An 18456-nucleotide genomic window follows, 5' to 3' on the forward strand; every position below is an offset into this window, starting at 1 on the left:
CCTCACTTCTCGAAGCGGTACCCCATGCCCGGCTCGGTGATGAAGTGCCGCGGGTGCGCGGGGTCCGCCTCCAGCTTGCGGCGCAGCTGGGCCATGTAGACCCGCAGGTAGTTCGTCTCCGTCCCGTAGGAGGGCCCCCACACCTCCTGGAGCAGCTGCTTCTGGCTCACCAGGCGCCCGGTGTTGCGCACCAGCACCTCCAGCAGATGCCACTCGGTGGGCGTCAGGCGTACGTCCTTCCCGCCCCGGTGGACCTTCTTCGCGGCCAGGTCGACGGTGAACTCCGCGGTGTCCACGACGACCTCGTCCTCGCCGCCGGGGACGGGTTCGGCCCGGCGGACGGCGGCCCGCAGCCGGGCGAGCAGCTCGTCCATGCCGAAGGGCTTGGTGACGTAGTCGTCGGCGCCCGCGTCCAGCGCCTCGACCTTCTCGTCGGAGGAGTGCCGGGCGGACAGCACCAGGATCGGCACCCGGGTCCAGCCGCGCAGTCCCTTGATCACCTCGACGCCGTCCATGTCGGGCAGGCCCAGGTCGAGCACCACCACGTCGGGGTGGCGGGCGGCGGCGAGCTGGAGGGCGGTGGCACCGTCGTGGGCGGCGTCGACCTCGTAGTGGCGCGCCTTGAGGTTGATCACGAGGGCGCGCACGATCTGGGGTTCGTCGTCGATCACGAGGACGCGGGTCATCCGGCGGCCTGCCTTTCTGCGGTCGCGCTTCCTGCGGTCGCGCCTTGCGCGGTCGTGTTCGGCGCGGTCGCACGTTCTGCGGTCGTGGGCCGGGGGGCCGTCGTGGAGGAGCCGGCGGCTCCCACCGCGCGCAGGGTCAGGACCATGGTGAGTCCGCCGCCGGGGGTGTCCTCCGCGTTCAGGGTGCCGCCCATCGCCTCGGCGAAGCCCCGGGCCACGGCCAGGCCGAGTCCCACGCCGGCCCCGCGCGGGGCGTCGCCGTGGCGCTGGAAGGGCTCGAAGATGCGGTCCTTGGCCTCGTCCGGCACTCCCGGCCCCCGGTCGACGACGCGCACCTCGACGCGGTCGGCGAGGGCGCTGGCGGCGACCAGGACGCTCCGGTCGTCCGGACTGTACTTGACGGCGTTCTCCACCAGGTTGGCCAGCGCCCGCTCCAGGAGCCCGGCGTCCACGGCGACCATGGGCAGCGTCTCCGGGATGTCCAGCTCCGCGCTGCCCTCGGGGACCCCGCCGAGCGCCATCGGCGCCACCTCGTCCACGTCGATCTCGCGGATCAGCGGGGTGACGGTGCCCGTCTGGAGGCGGGACATGTCCAGCAGGTTGCCCACCAGGTGGTCGAGCCGGTCGGCGCCCTCCTCGATGCCCTCGAGGAGCGCCGCCCGGTCCTCCTCGGACCAGGCCACGTCGTCGGACCTGAGGCTGGTCACCGCCGCCTTGATCCCGGCCAGCGGGGTGCGCAGGTCGTGGCTGACGGCGGCCAGCAGCGCGGTGCGGATGCGGTTGCCCTCGGCCAGCGCGCGGGCCCGGTCGGCCTCCTCGCGCAGGCGGCGCCGGTCCAGGACGACGGCGGCCTGCACGGCGAAGGCGGCCAGCACCCGGCGGTCCTCGGCGGGCAGGACGCGGCCGGTCAGCGCGAGGGCCATGTGGTCGCCGACGGGCATGTCCACGTCCGCGTCCTCCGGGCGGTCGACCGGGGGCCCCGACCCGGCGCGCCCCGCGCAGGTCCAGGGCGCCACGTCGTCCTCCCGTTCCAGGAGGGCGGCCGACTCCATGCCGAAGGTCTCGCGCACCCGCTCCAGGAGCGTCTCCAGGCTGGTCTCGCCGCGCAGCACGTCCCCGGCGAGGAAGGACAGGATCTCCGACTCGGCGCGCAGCCGGGCGGCCTGGTGGGTGCGGCGGGCCGCGAGGTCGACGACCGAGGCCACGGAGAGCGCGACGCCCACGAATATGGCGAGCGCAAGCATGTTCCGCGGGTCGGCGATGGTGATCCGGTTGACGGGCGGCGTGAAGAACCAGTTCAGCAGCAGTGACCCGACCGCGGCCGAGGCCAGCGCCGGATACAGCCCGCCGAGCAGGGCGGCCGCCACGGTCAGCGCCAGGTAGAGCAGGACGTCGTTGGCGAGCCCGAGGTGGACGGTGCTGAGCAGCAGCGTCAGCAGCACGGGACCGCCCAGGCCCGCGAACCAGCCCCAGGCGATACGGGACCGGCCGAGCCGCGCACCCCGGGCCACCGGCAGTCCGCGCCCCTTGGCGACCTCCTCGTGGGTGACGATGTGGACGTCCAGGTCGGGACCGGACTCGCGGGCGACGGTGGCGCCGACGCCGGGTCCGAAGACGTACTGCCAGGCCTTGCGGCGCGAGGAGCCGAGGATGATCTGGGTGGCGTTGACACCGCGGGCGAAGTCGAGCAGGGCGGCCGGTATGTCCTCGCCGAGCACGTGGTGGAAGGTGCCGCCGAGGTCCTCCACCAGGGTGCGCTGCACCGCCAGCTCCTTCGGGGAGGCGGAGGTCAGCCCGTCGCTGCGGGCTATGTACACGGCCAGCACCTCGCCGCCGGCGCCCTTCTCGGCCAGGCGCGCGGCCCGGCGTATCAGCGTGCGGCCCTCGGGGCCGCCGGTCAGGCCGACCACGATGCGTTCGCGCGAGCCCCAGATCTTCGAGACGCGGTGCTCGCTGCGGTACTGCTGGAGGTACTCGTCGACCCGGTCCGCCACCCACAGCAGCGCCAGCTCGCGCAGGGCGGTGAGGTTGCCGGGGCGGAAGTAGTTGGACAGGGCGGCGTCGACCTTGTCCGGCTGGTAGATGTTGCCGTGGGCCATGCGCCGGCGCAGCGCCTGGGGCGACATGTCGACCAGTTCGATCTGGTCCGCGCGGCGCACCACCTCGTCCGGCACGGTCTCCCGCTGCCGTACGCCGGTGATCGACTCCACGACGTCGCCGAGGGACTCCAGGTGCTGGATGTTGACGGTCGAGACGACGTCGATCCCGGCGGCGAGGAGTTCCTCGACGTCCTGCCAGCGCTTGGCGTTGCGCACGCCCGGGACGTTGGTGTGGGCCAGCTCGTCCACCAGCGCCACCCGGGGGGCGCGGGCGAGGACCGCGTCCAGGTCCAGCTCGGTGAAGACCCCGCCCCGGTACTCGACCTCCCGGCGCGGTACCTGTTCCAGGCCGCGCAGCATCACCTCGGTGCGCGCCCTGCCGTGGTGCTCGACGAAGGCCACCACGCAGTCGGTGCCCCGTTCCACGCGCCGGTGGGCCTCGGACAGCATGGCGTACGTCTTGCCGACGCCCGGTGCCGCGCCGAGGTAGATCCGAAGCTTGCCGCGTCCCATGGCCTCATTGTCTTCCGGTCGGCGCCGAGTGCGCAGCGTCGACCCTACGACCCGCAATCGCGGCAAAAGGGGCGGGGATGCGGATGCCGGTCGTCCTTGACGGAACCCTGACGGCCGGCCGCCCCGGGCGGTGTCACCCCTCGGCGCTCTCCCCGTCCCGCAGCTCCAGCACCCGGTCGGCGAGGTCGAGCAGGGTGGCGTCGTGGGTGGCGACCAGGGCGGTGACCCGCTCGCTGCGTACGACGGCCCGCAGCAGCTCCATCACCGAGTGCCCGGTCTCGGCGTCCAGCTGGCCGGTGGGTTCGTCGGCGATCAGCAGCGCGGGGTTGTTGGCGAGGGCGCGGGCGATGGCGACCCGCTGCTGCTGGCCGCCGGACAGCTCACCCGGGCGCTGGGCGGCGTGGTCGGCGAGGCCGACGAGGGCGAGCAGCAGCTCGACGCGCTCCTCGCGTTCCCGGGGCGCGGCCCGGCGCAGGCGCATCGGGACGCCGACGTTCTCGGCGGCGGTGAGGATCGGGATGAGGCCGAAGGACTGGAAGACGAAGCCGACCCGGTCGCGGCGCAGGGCGAGCAGTCCGTCCTCGTCCAGCTCCGCGAGGTCCCGGCCGTCGACCTGGACCCGCCCGGCGTCGGGGGTGTCGAGGCCGCCGACGATGTTGAGCAGCGTGGTCTTCCCGGACCCCGACCGGCCCTTGAGGGCGACCAGCTCACCGCGCGGCACGTCGAAGGAGACGCCGCGCAGGGCGTGCACGGCGGCGCTGTCGCGGCCGTACGACTTCCGCACGTCCGCGACGCGCACCATGGTCTCGGTGGCCACCTGGCTCATGTCGCGCCCTCCCCCGTCGTACGCCGTGAAACCGGGCGCCAGTATCACCGGCGCAGGCGGCGGGTTCAACGGCCGGGACCGGATCGCCCGGGCCCGTACGAGCACACGTCCGCCCCGACGCCGACGGCCGCGCCCCTTCGAGGGCGCGGCCGCGTCGTGGCTCGCGTACGGCGGAAAGCCGTACCAAGTCTTTGCTTAGCGCACCTCGGTGATCTCCGGTCCGCGCTGGAGCTGGCCCATGCCGCCGGCGAAGCGGGAGCCCTCCTCCTGCTGGACACCCTCGGGGACCATCTGCGCGTCGTTCGGCAGCTTCAGGACGATGGGGTCCCGGGGGGCCATCGGGCCGTCACCGCGGACGACGACCGTGTCCCGGAAGATCTGCTCCAGCAGACCGGCGGCCTGCGGCTGCACCGCGCCCTGGCCCGAGATCACACCGCGCAGGAACCAGCGGGGCCCGTCCACACCGACGAACCGCACGACCTGGAAGCCGCCCGTGCCGTCCGGCAGCTGCACCGGGACCTGGGCCCGCAGCTCCCAGCCCAGCGGACCCTCGACCTCGTCGATGATGCCGCCCTGCTGGGTGATGCCGGAGCCGATCTCCTCGCGCACCTCGCCCCAGATGCCCTCGCGCTTGGGGGCGGCGAAACCCTGGAGCTGGATGGCGCTGTCGCGCAGGACGACGGTCGCGGCGACGATCGCGTCGCCCGCGACCTCCACCCGCAGTTCCATGCCGTCGACCCCGGGGATGAACAGGCCGCCGAGGTCGACCCGGCCCTCGCCCGGGTCGCGGACCTCGGTGCTGTCCCAGGGCCCGTCGGGGCGCGGCTCGGGCTCGAGCCGCACGCGTTCGCGCTCTTCGTCCGCCTCGGTGTCGACGCTGTCGACGACCTGCTCGGTCTCGCCGGCCGCGTCCTCGGCGGCGTCGTTCTTCTTGCGACGTCCGAACACGTCACTGTCCTTCCCGGTCGGATACGACCGAAGCGTATCGATTCCCACCCGTCGGGCCGCCTTCGGCGACCTGACCGCTTGTGCCGCTTGCAGGGTCCAATCCGGCGTGGCCGCCGGTGGATCCGAAGCCCCCCTCGGCCCGCGCCGAGCCGGGAAGCTCCGCGACCTGACGGAAGCGGACCCTCTCGACCTGCTGGACGACCAGTTGGGCAATCCGGTCGAAGCGCTCGAACCGCACGCTTTCGCGCGGGTCGAGATTCACCACGATCACCTTGATCTCCCCACGGTACCCGGCATCAATCGTCCCCGGGGCATTCACGAGGGCGACACCGCAGCGGGCGGCCAGTCCGGAACGTGGGTGCACGAAGGCCGCGTACCCCTCGGGGAGCGCCACAGACACGCCCGTGGGCAGAACGGCGCGTTCGCCGGGCGCCAGCTCGCAGTCGGCGGTCGTGCGCAGGTCGGCGCCCGCGTCTCCGGGCTGCGCGTATTCCGGGAGCGGCACGTCGGGATCGACGCGGCGGATCAGCACCTCGAGCCCCGCGCCGCTCACGGGTTCACCTCGAAGGCGCGGGCGCGGCGGAGCTGGTCGGGGTCGTCCATGGCGGCGCGGATCTCCTCCTCGCGGCCGTTCTGGACGAAGTGCTCGACCTTGACCTCGATGAAGAGGGCGTCGGCGCGGACGGCCACCGGGCCGTCGGGCCCGCCGATCCGGCCGGTGGCGGTGGAGTAGATCTTGCGGCCGGCCACCGCGGTCACCTCGGCCTCGAGGTACAGCGTCGTGTCGACGGGCACCGGCCGCCGGAAGTCGGTCTCGAGCCGTCCGGTCACCGCGATCGTGCGCAGCAGCCAGTTCAGCGAGCCCAGCGTCTCGTCCAGGGCGGTGGCCAGCACACCGCCGTGGGCCAGGCCGGGGGCGCCCTGGTGGGCGGGGCGGACGACGAACTCGGCAGTGATCGACACGCCTTCGCCCGCCCGCGCCTGGAGGTGCAGTCCGTGGGGCTGGTCGCCGCCGCAGCCGAAGCACTGGCCGTAGTGGGCGCCGAGCAGCTCGCCGGGGGCGGGCGCGTCGGGGTGCCGTACGGGTTTCACGGCGTCGGCGGGGGGCTGAAGACCTGGGGAAGTACCACTCACAGGCGCAGACCTTACCCGTGCGTCGGCCGAACACCGACCCCGTGCCAAGCTTGGTTCATGCAGCTCTCCACGGCTCCGTACGAAGAACGCCTCACCGCGCCCCGCTCCTGGTGGCTGGTCTCCTTCCTGGTGGGGCTGGCGTTCGCGCTGATCCTCCTGCCCTTCGGCACGCTGCCGATGCTGGGCGGCCTGGCGGGCGGCACGGCGGTGGCGGCGGTGGCGGCCAGTTCGTACGGCGCGGTCCGCATCCGGGTCGTGGGGGACTCGCTGATCGCGGGCGAGGCGCGGGTGCCGGTCTCGGCGCTGGGCGAGGCGGAGATCCTCGATCCGGAGGAGGCCCGCGCCTGGCGCACGTACAAGGCCGACGCCCGGGCGTTCCTGCTGCTGCGCGCCTACATCCCGCGGGCGGTACGGGTGCTGGTCACGGACCCGGAGGACCCGACTCCGTACCTGTACCTGTCGACGCGCGAGCCGGAGCGGCTGATCGAGGCCCTGACGGCGGCGAAGGCGGCCGCCGCGTAGCGCCTGTCCGGCGGTCAGGACCGGGGCCGGGCGCGGCACCGCGGGGGCGCCGGAGCGGTTCGGTCCGTACGGCCCGCAGGGCGGTCGAAGGGTGTTGGCGCGGGCGGTGGGGCGACGGGGCCCCGGTGCGCGGCATCCCGTGCGGCCGGTCTCGTCGCTCGTCCCGGGCGGACGGGCGGGCGGCAGCGGTCAGTGCCCGTCTTTGCCGAAGTTTTCCCCGCGGCCGGTCCGGCCGGTTCCGATCCCCTTGGCGATCTCGCCCATGTCCAGGGCGTCCTGCGGCCGTTCCAGCGCCGGGAGGTCCTCCAGGGCGCTCCAGGCGACCTGGTGCCTGCGCAGGTCGGTGCGGATTCTCGCGGCCAGCTTTCTGGTGTCGCGGCGGTTCATGACGGCGCCCACGGCCGCGCCCACCATGAAGGGCATCAGGTTCGGCAGGTCGCGCACCATCCGCTTCATGATCTGCTGGCGCAGCTGGCGCTTCATGTGGCTGTTCATCGCCGAGCCGAGGGTCGACGGCTTGGACACGTCGACGCCGCGTTCGTCGGACCAGGAGTTCAGGTACGCGGTGCTGCGCTGGGCGAGGCCGCCCGGCGGGCGTACGCCGTAGACCTCGTGGAGTTCGGCGATCAGCTTGAGCTCGATCGCCGCGACGCCGGTGATCTCGGCGGCGAGTTCGGTGGGCATCGCGGGCGGTACGGGCAGCATCGCCGCCGCTCCGATGCCCGCTCCCACGGTGGCCGTGCCCTTGGCCGCGCCGGCCACCAGCCGGTCGGCGAGCTCTTCGGGGCCGAGGCCGGGGAACTGCCCGCGCAGCGTCGCCAGGTCCCGGACGGGCACGCGGGGCGCCAGGTCGATGATCCGGTCGGCGAGGTGCCCCAGGGCCGCTCTGGCGCGGGCGCCGCCGTTGCGCACGCCCTGTCCGGCCTTCTCCCGGAACGCCGCTGCCCGGCGCCGGGCAGCGGGTGCCGGAGGCTGCGTGGTCGCCGGGAGGTCACTCCGGTCGGCCACTGGCTCGAGCGGGGCCTTACCTGTATCGGTCGGGCCCCGCTCGTCGTCACGCGCGCTGTAGGGACCGTCGGACGGCCCTTGGTCCGCTCCTCGTCGGGAGAAACGGCGCTTCCAGGGAGGGGTCGAGCCGGTGGTCACGGCCGACCCCGCCTCAGTCGCAGTCGCGGCAGATGGGCTGGCCGTTCTTCTCCCGGGCCAGCTGGCTGCGGTGGTGCACCAGGAAGCAGCTCATGCAGGTGAACTCGTCCTGCTGCTTCGGCAGTACACGGACGGCCAGTTCCTCGTTCGAGAGGTCGGCGCCGGGAAGTTCGAGGCCTTCCGCGGCCTCGAACTCGTCGACGTCGACGGCCGAGGCGGACTTGTCGTTCCGCCTCGCCTTCAGCTCTTCGAGGCTGTCCGAGTCGACGTCGTCGTCGGTCTTGCGTGGAGTGTCGTAATCGGTTGCCATGGTCGCTCTCCCCCTCTGGGTGTCTGCGGTGTCTTCAGCGCACGTAACGCGTGAGAGGCCGGACTTGTGCCCGACCCGAGGCGGAGATTTTGCCTCACATCAAGGTCTGTTACTCAATCGACACCCAACCGGCCCTCTCTCGAGTGATCGGCTTGGATGGCGATGGGGACCGTACACGGTCCGAATGCCGCACTTCAAAGGCGTCTCACCGTGTACTTCCCGTGATCCGGACCCCTGAAAACCGGGATTTTCCCGGCTTTCCGACAGGGTGCATGATCACGGAGAGTAGACGGCGGGAAAGTCTTCGTTGTGATCGATCACACACGCGACTCCTGGGCCGGTGGCCTGGAAATTCCGCTCAAAGCGAACATCCTCGGGTCTCGGTGAGATGTCGGGGTCATGATCTCAGACGGGCAGCGTCACGCGCATCACGAGCCCTCCGCCCTCACGCGGCTGGGCGTAGATGTGCCCGCCGTGCGCCCGGGCCACGGACCGCGCGATGGACAGCCCGAGCCCGACGCCCTTGTCGCTGCCCGTCCGCTCGGTGCGCAGCCGCCGGAACGGCTCGAAGAGGTTGTCCACCTCGTACGCCGGTACGACCGGGCCCGTGTTGGTGACCACCAGGACCGCCTGTCCGCCCTCCACGGCCGTGGTGACCTCCACCCAGCCCTGTTGGGCCACGTTGTAGCGCACGGCGTTCTGGACGAGGTTCAGGGCGATCCGCTCCAGCAGGACGCCGTTGCCCTGGACCACCGCGGCCTCGCGGGTGCCGCGCAGCTCCACGCCCTTGGTGTCGGCCTCGGCGTGCACCTGGTCGATGGCCTGGCCGGCCACCTCGGCGAGGTCCACCGGTTTGCGCTCGACGATCTGGTTGTCGCTGCGGGCGAGCAGCAGCAGGCCCTCGACCAGCTGCTCGCTGCGTTCGTTGGTCGCCAGCAGCGTCTTGCCGAGCTGCTGGAGCTCCACCGGTGCGCCCGGGTCGGACAGGTGCACCTCCAGGAGGGTGCGGTTGATCGCCAGCGGCGTGCGCAGCTCGTGGGAGGCATTGCCCACGAAGCGCTGCTGGGCGGTGAAGGCCCGCTGGAGCCGCTCCAGCATGTCGTCGAAGGTGTCGGCCAGCTCCTTCAGCTCGTCGTCCGGGCCGTCCAGCTCGATCCGGCGGGAGAGGTCGGAACCCGCCACCGCGCGCGCGGTGCGGGTGATCCGGCCCAGCGGGGACAGGACGCGCCCGGCCATGGCGTAGCCGAAGGCGAAGGCGATCACGGCGAGGCCGAGCAGCGCCAGCAGGGAGCGGCTGAGCAGGTTGTCCAGGGCGACCTTGCGCTGGTGGTCCATGCAGTCGCTGATGGCCGCGTTGAAGTCGGACAGCGAGAGGCCGCCGTTGTCGACGACCGGGCAGGTGCTGCTGGAGACCTTGAGGTCGGTGAAGTCGACGATCTTGTACAGCGGTTCGTTGCCGGTGCGCACCGCCTGGGCGGCGAGCAGGTAGATGATCGACAGCAGCAGGATGCCGGCGATCAGGAACATGCCGCCGTACAGCAGCGTGAGCCTTATCCGGATGGTGGGGCGCAGCCACGGCAGCGGTGTGGCCGAGCGCGGGTCCCACGTGGGCTTGGGGGGCGCCCCGGGGGGCGCGGGTGTCGTCGCCACGGCCGGTCAGATCCGGTATCCGGAGCCGGGGACGGTGACGATGACGGGCGGCTCGCCCAGCTTGCGGCGCAGGGTCATGACGGTCACGCGCACGACGTTGGTGAACGGGTCGGTGTTCTCGTCCCAGGCCTTCTCGAGCAACTGCTCGGCGGAGACCACGGCGCCCTCGCTGCGCATCAGGACCTCGAGCACGGCGAACTCCTTCGGGGCGAGCTGCACCTCCTTGCCGTCGCGGAAGACCTCGCGGCGATTCGGGTCGAGCTTGATCCCGGCGCGCTCGAGGACGGGCGGCAGGGGCACGCTGGTGCGCCGGCCCAGGGCGCGCACGCGGGCGATCAGCTCGCTGAACGCGAAGGGCTTGGGCAGGTAGTCGTCGGCGCCGATCTCCAGGCCCTCGACCCGGTCGCTGACGTCGCCGGAGGCCGTGAGCATGAGCACGCGCGTGGGCATGCCCAGCTCGACGATCCTGCGGCACACGTCGTCGCCGTGCACGAGGGGGAGGTCACGGTCGAGGACGACCACGTCGTAGTCGTTGACGCCGATGCGCTCCAGGGCGGCCGCACCGTCGTACACGACGTCGACGGCCATGGCCTCCCGGCGCAGTCCGGTGGCCACCGCATCGGCGAGCAGCTGCTCGTCCTCGACGACGAGTACGCGCACGTCGCTTGTCCTTCCTGTGTCCACCCGCGTAGCGCTTCTCGGACGCACGAGGGCAGGGGGCTGGTGGGTGTGTTGCCTCCATCCTGCCCTTTTCGGCCATAAGTCGGCTGTAAGACGGGTGAGGGGCCGGTGCCGGAGCCGGTGGCGAAGAAGCATGCGGAAAGACCGCGGAAGCGGGAATGCGAGATTTTCTCGCGCGGTTGAGGTTTCCGCGAAGGGGAGCCGGGGGAGGACGGCTTTACACCCCGCGATCACGCTCTGCCTGTACCGCGTTACCGCGCGGTACGCCGCGGTCCGCTTCCGCAGAGCGGGCGTGGGTGTCCGGCACCGTCGCCGCCCGGTGGGGCTGCGCTGGGCACTCCACCGGAGACGTGATCGTCCCTTCCGACCGGCACACCCCCGTGCCAACGACCCACGACCCAGGACGAGGGGGCGCAGCATGGACGCTTTCACCGCAGGACTTCTGCAGCGCATAAAGACGACCGAGTCCGACCTCTCCCGGGCCCGCGACGAGGGCGACGAGTTCCTTGTCGAGGTGGAGCTGGGCGAGCTCGACGATCTGCGCCGTCTCGCTGCCGAGCACGGTGTGGAGGTCAGCGCGACCAACGCCTGATCGGCCCGCGAAGGACGAGGCCCCGGCGAGTTCCAGCGCCGGGGCCTCGTCGTGCGCGGTGCTCGTGCGCGGTGCCGTCCGGCGGCCGGGCAGGAGGCGGTCGCCGGGCCCCGCCGGGGTTGTCGCCACCGGCCACGCCGCCGACGGAACGCCACTCCCCCGCGCCGAGGGTCCCACCTCGCGCCGCACCACTCGGCCCGGCAGGCTGCACACGGCCGGGGAGGCCGGGCCCGAGGCGCCGGAGGGCCGCGCCCCCGGCACTCCCCCGCGCCGGCCGGCACCCGGCTTCCGCCCGGCCGCCGGAGGCCTACGCGCCGAAGTCCGTCAGGAGGCTCTGGAGCGGCTCGAAGACGGCCGGAGTGGCGGCGATGGTCAGATCGGCGCCGGGACGCTCACCGGGGCGTCCACCCGTCACCGCGCCCGCCTCCCGGGCGATCAGGTCGCCCGCCGCGAGGTCCCAGGGATGCAGTCCGCGCTCGTAGTAGCCGTCGAGGCGTCCCGCGGCCACGTCGCACAGGTCGATCGCGGCCGAGCCGCCGCGCCGGATGTCCCGCACCAGCGGAATGAGCCGCCGCGCGATCTCGGCCTGCTCCGCGCGGACGTCGGCGACGTAGTTGAAACCGGTGGAGACCAGCGCCTGGTCCAGCGGGGCCGCGGACCGGCAGGCGAGCCTGCGTTCGCCCTCCCAGGCACCCGTGGCCCAGGCGCCGCCGCCCAGCAGCGCGTGGTACGTCTCGCCCCGCATCGGGGCAACGACCACACCGGCCACCCGCTCGCCGTCCTGCTCGGCGGCGATGGAGACCGCCCAGGTGGGGAGCCCGTAGAGGTAGTTCACCGTGCCGTCGAGCGGGTCGATGACCCAGCGGACACCGCTGGTGCCCTCCGTGGCGGAGCCCTCCTCGCCGAGGAAGCCGTCGTCGGGGCGGCGGTCGGCGATCAGCCCGGTGATCAGCTTCTCCGCGGCGATGTCCATCTCGGTCACGACGTCGATCGGGCTGGACTTGGTGGCGGCGACCGCGAGGTCGGCCGGGCGGCCGTCCCGCAGCAGCTCGCCCGCGCGGTGGGCCGCCTCCTGGGCGATCTTCAGCAGGTCGGCATGGAGCGGGTCGGGCGTCACGTCGGTCACGGGGCTCCTCAGGCGTAGGGACTGTCGGCACCGGCCGCCGCGGGCCGGGGGGCACGGGCGGGACAGCAGCCGACCGGGCACAGGTTGTGGCTCGCCCCGAGCGTGCCGAGGGCGCAGGGCGTGACCTCCTGCCCGCGCTCGTCGCCCGCCCGCTCCAGGACGAGGTCGCGGACGGCGGCCGCGAAACGGGGGTCGGCGCCCACGGTGGCCGAGCGGCGCACCGGCAGCCCCAGCTCACCGGCCTTGGCGGTGGCCTCCGTGTCGAGGTCGTACAGGACCTCCATGTGGTCGGAGACGAACCCGATGGGCGCCATGACCACGGCGGGGACACCGGCCGCGTGCCGCTCCTCCAGGTGGTCGCAGATGTCGGGTTCCAGCCACGGGATGTGCGGCGCACCCGAGCGCGACTGGTACACGAGCTGCCAGGGGTGGTCGACGCCGGTGCGCTCGCGGACCGCGTCGGCGATCAGCCGCGCCACGTCCAGGTGCTGGCGCACGTACGCCCCGCCGTCGCCGTGCTCCTCGACCGGTCCGGAGGTGTCGGCGGCGGAAGTCGGGATCGAGTGGGTGCAGAACGCGATCTGCGCGCCCTCCCGGACCTCCTCGGGCAGCTCGGCGAGGGAGCGGACGACCCCGTCGACCATGGGCTCGACGAAGCCGGGGTGGTTGAAGTAGTGCCGGAGCTTGTCGATCTCCGGCAGCTCCAGGCCCTCGGCCTCCAGGGCCGCCAGCGCGTCCGCGAGGTTCTCGCGGTACTGGCGGCAGCCCGAGTACGAGGCGTACGCGCTGGTGGCGAGCACCAGGATGCGGCGGCGGCCGTCGCGGACCATCTCGCGCAGGGTGTCCGTCAGGTACGGCGCCCAGTTGCGGTTGCCCCAGTAGACCGGCAGGTCCAGACCGTGCTCGGCGAAGTCCTTGCGCAGGACGTCCAGCAGGGCGCGGTTCTGGTCGTTGATGGGGCTGACCCCGCCGAAGAGGAAGTAGTGCTGGCCGACTTCCTTGAGGCGTTCCTTGGGGATGCCGCGCCCCCGCGTCACGTTCTCCAGGAACGGGACCACGTCGTCCGGGCCCTCCGGGCCGCCGAACGAGAGCAGGAGCAGGGCGTCGTAGGGGCTGGCATCGAGCACGTCTGGCATGCCCCGATCCTGCCACCCGGCACTGACAGCGGGGAAACGGTGGGGTACCGACCGTGCGTGTCACCAGGTCCGAGGGGGTGGCTTCGGGCGCGGCGCCGAGTAAGCTGTATCGACTGCGTTCGCACCTTACGAAGCCGTCGCCCTGCCGTCACTGAGCCGCTTCGGAGACCTCGTTGGCCAGTCCCTACCGCGCCCTGTTCGCCCTCCCCGGCACCAAGGGCTTCTCCGCCGCGGGCTTCCTCGGCCGGATGCCGCTGTCGATGATGGGCATCGGCGTGGTGACGATGATCTCCCAGCTGACCGGGCGGTACGGACTGGCCGGCGCCCTGTCGGCCACCATCGCGCTCGCCGCCGCCGTGGCCGGCCCGCAGGTCTCGCGTCTGGTGGACCGGTACGGGCAGCGCCGGGTGCTGCGCCCGGCGACCCTGGTGTCACTGGCCGCGGCGGCGCTCCTGCTGCTCGCCGCGCACTACGGGTGGCCGGACTGGGTGCTGTTCGTGGCCTGCGTGGGCATCGGCTGCGTGCCGAGCCTCGGCGCGATGGTCCGGGCCCGCTGGGCGGCCCTGTACCGGGGCACGCCGCAGCTGCACACCGCGTACTCCTTCGAGTCCGTGGTGGACGAGGTCTGCTTCATCTTCGGCCCGATCGTCTCCATCGGCCTGTCCACGGCCTGGTTCCCGGAGGCCGGGCCGCTGCTCGCCGCCTGCTTCCTGGCGACGGGTGTCTTCTGGCTGACCTCGCAGCGCGCCACCGAGCCGGAACCGCACCCGCGCGAGCACACGGGCGGCGGCACCGCACTGCGCTCCCGGGGCCTCCAGGTGCTGGTCGGCACCTTCGCGGCCACGGGGACGATCTTCGGGGCCATCGACGTGGTCACCGTGGCGTTCGCCGAGGAGGAGGGGCACAAGGCCGCCGCCAGCCTCGTCCTCGCCCTCTACGCGGCGGGATCGTGCACGGCGGCCATGATTTTCGGGCTGCTGCGCTTCGCCGGGCCGCCGGAGCGCCGCTGGCTCCTGGGCGTGTGTGCGATGGCCGTGAGTATGATCCCCCTCCTACTGGTCGGAAACTTGCCGTTTCTGGCCGCGGCGCTGTTCGTTGCGGGTCTGTCCATCGCTCCCACGATGATCACGACCATGTCCCTCATCGAAGAGCACGTGCCGCGCACGCAGCTCACCGAGGGCATGACCTGGGTGAGTACCGGACTCGCGGTGGGGGTCGCGCTCGGCTCCTCCGCGGGCGGCTGGGTGATCGACGCCTCCGGGGCGCGTGCCGGGTACGGGGTTCCGGCGGTGGCCGGGGCCGTCGCGGTCGCGGTCGGTTTCCTCGGGTACCGCCGGCTCAAGCGGCCGGCACCGCGTCGGGGAGGGACCGTTGAGCAGCACACGCACGGCGAGCGGCAGGACGAACGGCCGGAACGGCACATGGCGTAACTGGGGCGGCAACGTCTCGGCGCGCCCCGCGCGGGAGGCCGCTCCCGCCTCCGTCGACGAACTGGCCGCCGCCGTTCGCAGGGCGGCCGAGGACGGGCTGCGGGTCAAGGCGGTCGGCACCGGGCACTCGTTCACGTCGATAGCCGCGACGGACGGCATGTTGATCCGCCCTCAACTGTTGACGGGCATCCGCGGCATCGACCGCAACGCGATGACGGTCACGGTCGAGGCCGGCACCCCGCTCAAGAGGCTCAACATGGCGCTCGCGCGTGAGGGCCTGTCGCTGACCAACATGGGCGACATCATGGAGCAGACCGTCGCGGGGGCCACCAGCACCGGCACCCACGGCACGGGCCGCGACTCCGCCTCGATCGCCGTGCAGATCCGGGCGCTGGAGCTGGTCACGGCGGACGGCTCGGTGCTGACCTGCTCCGCGGACGAGAACCCCGAGGTGTTCGCCGCGGCGCGGATCGGCCTCGGCGCGCTGGGCGTCGTCACCGCGATCACCTTCGCCGTGGAGCCGGTCTTCCTGCTCACGGCCCGCGAGGAACCGATGCCGTTCGACCGGGTCCTGTCCGACTTCGACGAACTGTGGTCGGAGAACGAGCACTTCGAGTTCTACTGGTTCCCGCACACCGGCAGCACCAACACCAAGCGCAACAACCGCAGCGCCGGTCCGGAGCGGCCGGTGGGGCGGTTCCAGGGCTGGCTGGACGACGAGTTCCTCTCCAACGGCGTCTTCCAGGCGGCGAACTGGGTCGGCCGCGCGGCACCCGCCGCCGTCCCGGCGATCGCCCGGATCTCCAGCAGGGCACTCTCCGCGCGGACGTACACGGACACTCCCTACAAGGTCTTCACATCACCCCGCCGGGTGCGGTTCGTGGAGATGGAGTACGCCGTTCCGCGCGAGGCCGTCGTCGGGGTGCTGCGCGAACTGAGGACGATGGTGGACCGTTCGCGGCTGCGGATCAGCTTCCCGGTCGAGGTGCGCACGGCCCCGGCCGACGACATCACGCTGTCCACCGCCTCGGGGCGCGACAGCGCGTACATCGCCGTCCACATGTTCCGGGGCACGCCCTATCAGGCGTACTTCACCGCCGCCGAGCGGATCTTCACGGCGCACGAGGGGCGGCCGCACTGGGGCAAGATCCACACCCGGGACGCCGAGTACTTCTCCCGGGTGTACCCGCGCTTCGGCGAGTTCACGGCGCTGCGGGACCGTCTCGACCCGGAACGTCTGTTCCTGAACGACTACTTGCGCCGGGTTCTGGGGCCGTAGCCGAGGCACCCGGGTCGGGGACACCGGTGCCGCCGGTGCCCTCGTCGCCGGTGGCGTCCGGGGTGGGCGCCGGGCTGGACGCCGTGCCGCCGTCCTCCGTACCGCCGCCCTCCGTACCGCCGCCCTCCGGGCTCCCGGAAGGGGTGGCGGCGGGGGTGTCGCCGCCGGAACCGGAGCCCTTCGAGTCGCCCGATTCCTCCGCGTCGCCCGGGACACCGGAATCACCCGGGTCCCGGCCGTCCTGCGCGTCCTCGGAGTCGCCGGAGCCGTCCGACTCCCCGGAATCCGGCGCGGACTCGTGGTGTCCGGTGAAGGCGCTGCCCACGGTGGTGCTGCGGCCGCCGCTCAGGTTCTGGCCGGAGGCGACCTCGTACGCGGTGATCCCGGCCATGGTGACGCCGAAGACGAGGGCCGCCGCGATCAGCGGGCGCCGCCAGCCCCTGGTCCGCGCGCGGTAGACGGTCCCCTCGGTGAAATCCCCCGGGGCCGGGGCCGAGACCGGTCCCGCGGCGGAAACCGGCCCCGCATCCGGCACCGCCGCCGAAACCGACACGGTCCGCCCACCGATCCGCACGGCGGTGACGGTGCGCTTCACCCGGATCTGCTCCCCGGTGCGCCGGAAGAAGTGCTGGAGCACCGAGCCCCCGCAGGTGGCGACGACACTGATCAGGCCGGCGCCGGCGATCGTGCCGTAGACGCCGAAGGAGGAGGCGAGTTTGGCGGCCACCACCGCGGCCAGGGCGCTGCCGGCGACCTGGGGCACGCTCAGGTCGATCCGCCTGGGCTCCCCCTTCGAACTCACGTCGGCCTCCGCGTCATCGGACCTTTCACGCATCCTCGGACCTTGCCTTCCTTTCCGGCACGGGAGCGATCAACTGCACGAGAAAGGGACGTGCGACCGAAACCATTAGTTCCGTTTCTGGTGATTGCGTGAAGTACGCCACGTCCAAGATCACGGAAACCGCACCGGAGACGGCCGGGCACCACCTCTTGCGAGAAGTCGGGCGGCGCGCCAATCCACGCACGTGGTCCGAATGGAGTACTGTTGCGAGCCCTGGAGCCGGTCTCCCGACAGGGGGTCCGGCACCTCGAAGGACCGCCGGGAGGGGGCTACTTGCACAGGGTGACCGAGTTGGTCACTTAGCGTTGCGAACAAGTAACCGTGCCATAACGGCGATCCAGGGCCCGTGCCCGACACGCCGGGCAACTCGGCAAGGTTGTGGCAGGCTGCACCCGGGCAGGTCACACTCGACAGAGCGGAAGCAGCGACGCACGTGACGTCGGCAGGCACCACCCGGGAGGTCCCCATGCCCGAACTGCGTGTCGTGGCCGTCTCGAATGACGGCACACGGCTGGTGCTGAAGGCTGCGGACAGCACGGAGTACACGCTTCCGATCGATGAGCGGCTCCGGGCCGCCGTGCGCGGCGACCGTCCCCGCCTCGGCCAGATCGAGATCGAGGTGGAGAGCCATCTCCGCCCCCGCGACATCCAGGCACGTATACGAGCCGGCGCGACCGCCGAAGAGGTCGCCCAGATGGCCGGCATCCCCGTCGACCGCGTACGGCGCTTCGAGGGCCCCGTGCTCGCCGAGCGTGCCTTCATGGCCGAGCGGGCCCGCAAGACCCCCGTCCGCCGCCCCGGCGAGAACTCCGGACCGCCCCTCGGCGAGGCCGTCCAGGAGCGACTGCTGCTGCGCGGCGCGGACAAGGACACCGTCCAGTGGGACTCCTGGCGTCGGGACGACGGCACCTGGGAGGTCCTGCTGGTCTACCTGGTCGCGGGCGAACCGCACTCGGCGAGCTGGACGTACGACCCGCCCCGGCGGCTCGTCCAGGCCGTCGACGCGGAGGCGCGCGCGCTGATCGGCGAGTCCGACGACCTCGCCGCGCCCGAGCCCAGCTTCCCGTTCGTGCCGCGCATCGCCCGGCTGCCCCGCGACCGGCCGCTGGACCGCACCCTCGACCGGGAGCAGCGGGAGCGGCCGAGCCTGCCACCGCCGCCGTCCGAGCCGGCCGACGACACCGCGGCCACCGCCTCGGCCGAACGCGAACGCGACTCGCTCACCAGCCTGCTGGAGGCCGTACCGAGCTTCCGGGGCGACCTGGTGGTGCCCGAGCGTGCTCCGGAACCGGTGGAGGAGCCCGTCGAGGAGCCCGAGGTGGAGGAGCCGCCCGCGCCCGCGGCATCGGCCGGTTCCGCCTACGCGGACGTGCTCATGCCGCGCTCGGTGGCCAGCCACCGCGACCGCCTCACCGGTTCCACCGACCGCCAGGCCGAGGCCGACGGGGTCCGGCCGGGCCGCCGTGCGGCGGTGCCGAGCTGGGACGAGATCGTGTTCGGTACCCGGCGCAAGAAGCAGGAGTAGCCGGCTCCGACC

The 18456-nt window shown here is 72.6% G+C and carries 18 protein-coding genes; 5 read left to right on the forward strand and 13 right to left on the reverse strand.

All coding sequences use genetic code 11. The features are described from left to right. Positions 1 to 2: 2 nt before the first annotated feature. The 6 genes from OHA99_RS08685 to OHA99_RS08710 form a co-directional block, all read right to left on the reverse strand. Positions 3 to 686 carry a response regulator gene (locus OHA99_RS08685; protein WP_007387802.1) on the reverse strand — a complete coding sequence of 228 codons (684 nt, stop codon included), beginning with the start codon at positions 684 to 686 and terminating at the stop codon, positions 3 to 5. Further along, entirely contained in the window at positions 683 to 3298 is a 2616-nt protein-coding gene (locus OHA99_RS08690; RefSeq protein ID WP_381503294.1) for an ATP-binding protein, read from the reverse strand. The genes OHA99_RS08685 and OHA99_RS08690 overlap by 4 nt, the downstream gene beginning before the upstream one ends. A gap of 133 nt (positions 3299 to 3431) precedes the next feature. Beyond that, positions 3432 to 4124 (reverse strand): ABC transporter ATP-binding protein, encoded by a 693-nt coding sequence (locus OHA99_RS08695; protein WP_405695112.1) that lies wholly within the window; start codon positions 4122 to 4124, stop codon positions 3432 to 3434. Positions 4125 to 4319: 195 nt separating this feature from the next. After that, a complete protein-coding gene (locus tag OHA99_RS08700) occupies positions 4320 to 5072 on the reverse strand; it encodes a DUF3710 domain-containing protein (RefSeq protein ID WP_007387799.1) in 753 nt (250 codons plus the stop codon). Position 5073: 1 nt separating this feature from the next. Beyond that, entirely contained in the window at positions 5074 to 5625 is a 552-nt protein-coding gene (gene dut / locus OHA99_RS08705; RefSeq protein ID WP_054099850.1) for a dUTP diphosphatase, read from the reverse strand. Further along, on the reverse strand, positions 5622 to 6206 hold the full coding sequence (locus OHA99_RS08710) for a PaaI family thioesterase (protein ID WP_042821824.1): 585 nt from the start codon (positions 6204 to 6206) through the stop codon (positions 5622 to 5624). The genes dut and OHA99_RS08710 overlap by 4 nt, the downstream gene beginning before the upstream one ends. A gap of 57 nt (positions 6207 to 6263) precedes the next feature. On the opposite strand from OHA99_RS08710, the gene OHA99_RS08715 reads away from it, so the two are divergent. Further along, a complete protein-coding gene (locus tag OHA99_RS08715) occupies positions 6264 to 6728 on the forward strand; it encodes a DUF3093 domain-containing protein (RefSeq protein ID WP_007387793.1) in 465 nt (154 codons plus the stop codon). A 189-nt stretch (positions 6729 to 6917) separates the two neighbouring features. On the opposite strand, the gene OHA99_RS08720 is transcribed toward OHA99_RS08715, so the two are convergent. The 4 genes from OHA99_RS08720 to OHA99_RS08735 form a co-directional block, all read right to left on the reverse strand. Then, positions 6918 to 7874: a hypothetical protein gene (locus OHA99_RS08720; RefSeq protein WP_405695115.1), complete on the reverse strand. Its 957-nt coding sequence runs from the start codon at positions 7872 to 7874 to the stop codon at positions 6918 to 6920. Between the two features lie 13 nt (positions 7875 to 7887). Then, positions 7888 to 8184, reverse strand: coding sequence for a DUF4193 domain-containing protein (locus tag OHA99_RS08725; protein WP_003993510.1), 297 nt, complete (start codon positions 8182 to 8184; stop codon positions 7888 to 7890). Positions 8185 to 8589: 405 nt separating this feature from the next. Beyond that, positions 8590 to 9834 carry a sensor histidine kinase gene (locus OHA99_RS08730; protein WP_405695117.1) on the reverse strand — a complete coding sequence of 415 codons (1245 nt, stop codon included), beginning with the start codon at positions 9832 to 9834 and terminating at the stop codon, positions 8590 to 8592. Positions 9835 to 9840: 6 nt separating this feature from the next. Next, positions 9841 to 10494, reverse strand: a complete 654-nt coding sequence (locus OHA99_RS08735; protein WP_007387794.1) for a response regulator transcription factor — start codon at positions 10492 to 10494, stop codon at positions 9841 to 9843. A 439-nt stretch (positions 10495 to 10933) separates the two neighbouring features. On the opposite strand from OHA99_RS08735, the gene OHA99_RS08740 reads away from it, so the two are divergent. Continuing rightward, on the forward strand, positions 10934 to 11107 hold the full coding sequence (locus tag OHA99_RS08740) for a hypothetical protein (protein WP_007387792.1): 174 nt from the start codon (positions 10934 to 10936) through the stop codon (positions 11105 to 11107). 307 nt (positions 11108 to 11414) lie between these two features. Here the strand turns inward: OHA99_RS08740 and OHA99_RS08745 are convergent, their stop codons facing one another. Continuing rightward, a complete protein-coding gene (locus OHA99_RS08745; protein WP_153177569.1) occupies positions 11415 to 12233 on the reverse strand; it encodes an inositol monophosphatase family protein in 819 nt (272 codons plus the stop codon). An 8-nt stretch (positions 12234 to 12241) separates the two neighbouring features. Next, positions 12242 to 13369, reverse strand: coding sequence for a ferrochelatase (locus tag OHA99_RS08750; RefSeq protein WP_153177570.1), 1128 nt, complete (start codon positions 13367 to 13369; stop codon positions 12242 to 12244). A 173-nt stretch (positions 13370 to 13542) separates the two neighbouring features. Between OHA99_RS08750 and OHA99_RS08755 the strand changes: the two genes are divergently transcribed. Next, complete coding sequence (locus OHA99_RS08755) at positions 13543 to 14799, forward strand: MFS transporter (RefSeq protein WP_153177571.1); 1257 nt, start codon at positions 13543 to 13545, stop codon at positions 14797 to 14799. Continuing rightward, positions 14741 to 16078, forward strand: coding sequence for a D-arabinono-1,4-lactone oxidase (locus OHA99_RS08760; protein ID WP_405695121.1), 1338 nt, complete (start codon positions 14741 to 14743; stop codon positions 16076 to 16078). The genes OHA99_RS08755 and OHA99_RS08760 overlap by 59 nt, the downstream gene beginning before the upstream one ends. Here the strand turns inward: OHA99_RS08760 and OHA99_RS08765 are convergent. Next, a complete protein-coding gene (locus OHA99_RS08765) occupies positions 16002 to 16913 on the reverse strand; it encodes a hypothetical protein (protein WP_405695123.1) in 912 nt (303 codons plus the stop codon). The two genes, OHA99_RS08760 and OHA99_RS08765, sit on opposite strands and share 77 nt — an antisense overlap. A 472-nt stretch (positions 16914 to 17385) precedes the next feature. Here OHA99_RS08765 and sepH point away from each other — a divergent pair, with 472 nt between their 5' ends. Beyond that, complete coding sequence (gene sepH / locus OHA99_RS08770) at positions 17386 to 18444, forward strand: septation protein SepH (protein WP_153177574.1); 1059 nt, start codon at positions 17386 to 17388, stop codon at positions 18442 to 18444. Positions 18445 to 18456 lie beyond the last annotated feature (12 nt).

The sequence above is a fragment of the Streptomyces coelicoflavus genome (assembly GCF_045041415.1).
GTDB lineage: Bacteria > Actinomycetota > Actinomycetes > Streptomycetales > Streptomycetaceae > Streptomyces > Streptomyces coelicoflavus.

What these genes read in the sequence shown, in the direction of transcription:
- OHA99_RS08685 (WP_007387802.1), bottom strand. Translation starts at nt 686, where the DNA reads ATGACCCGCGTCCTCGTGATCGACGACGAACCCCAGATCGTGCGCGCC.
- OHA99_RS08690 (WP_381503294.1), bottom strand. Translation starts at nt 3,298, where the DNA reads ATGGGACGCGGCAAGCTTCGGATCTACCTCGGCGCGGCACCGGGCGTC.
- OHA99_RS08695 (WP_405695112.1), bottom strand. Translation starts at nt 4,124, where the DNA reads ATGAGCCAGGTGGCCACCGAGACCATGGTGCGCGTCGCGGACGTGCGG.
- OHA99_RS08715 (WP_007387793.1), top strand. Translation starts at nt 6,264, where the DNA reads ATGCAGCTCTCCACGGCTCCGTACGAAGAACGCCTCACCGCGCCCCGC.
- OHA99_RS08725 (WP_003993510.1), bottom strand. Translation starts at nt 8,184, where the DNA reads ATGGCAACCGATTACGACACTCCACGCAAGACCGACGACGACGTCGAC.
- OHA99_RS08740 (WP_007387792.1), top strand. Translation starts at nt 10,934, where the DNA reads ATGGACGCTTTCACCGCAGGACTTCTGCAGCGCATAAAGACGACCGAG.
- OHA99_RS08750 (WP_153177570.1), bottom strand. Translation starts at nt 13,369, where the DNA reads ATGCCAGACGTGCTCGATGCCAGCCCCTACGACGCCCTGCTCCTGCTC.
- OHA99_RS08765 (WP_405695123.1), bottom strand. Translation starts at nt 16,913, where the DNA reads ATGCGTGAAAGGTCCGATGACGCGGAGGCCGACGTGAGTTCGAAGGGG.
- sepH (WP_153177574.1), top strand. Translation starts at nt 17,386, where the DNA reads ATGCCCGAACTGCGTGTCGTGGCCGTCTCGAATGACGGCACACGGCTG.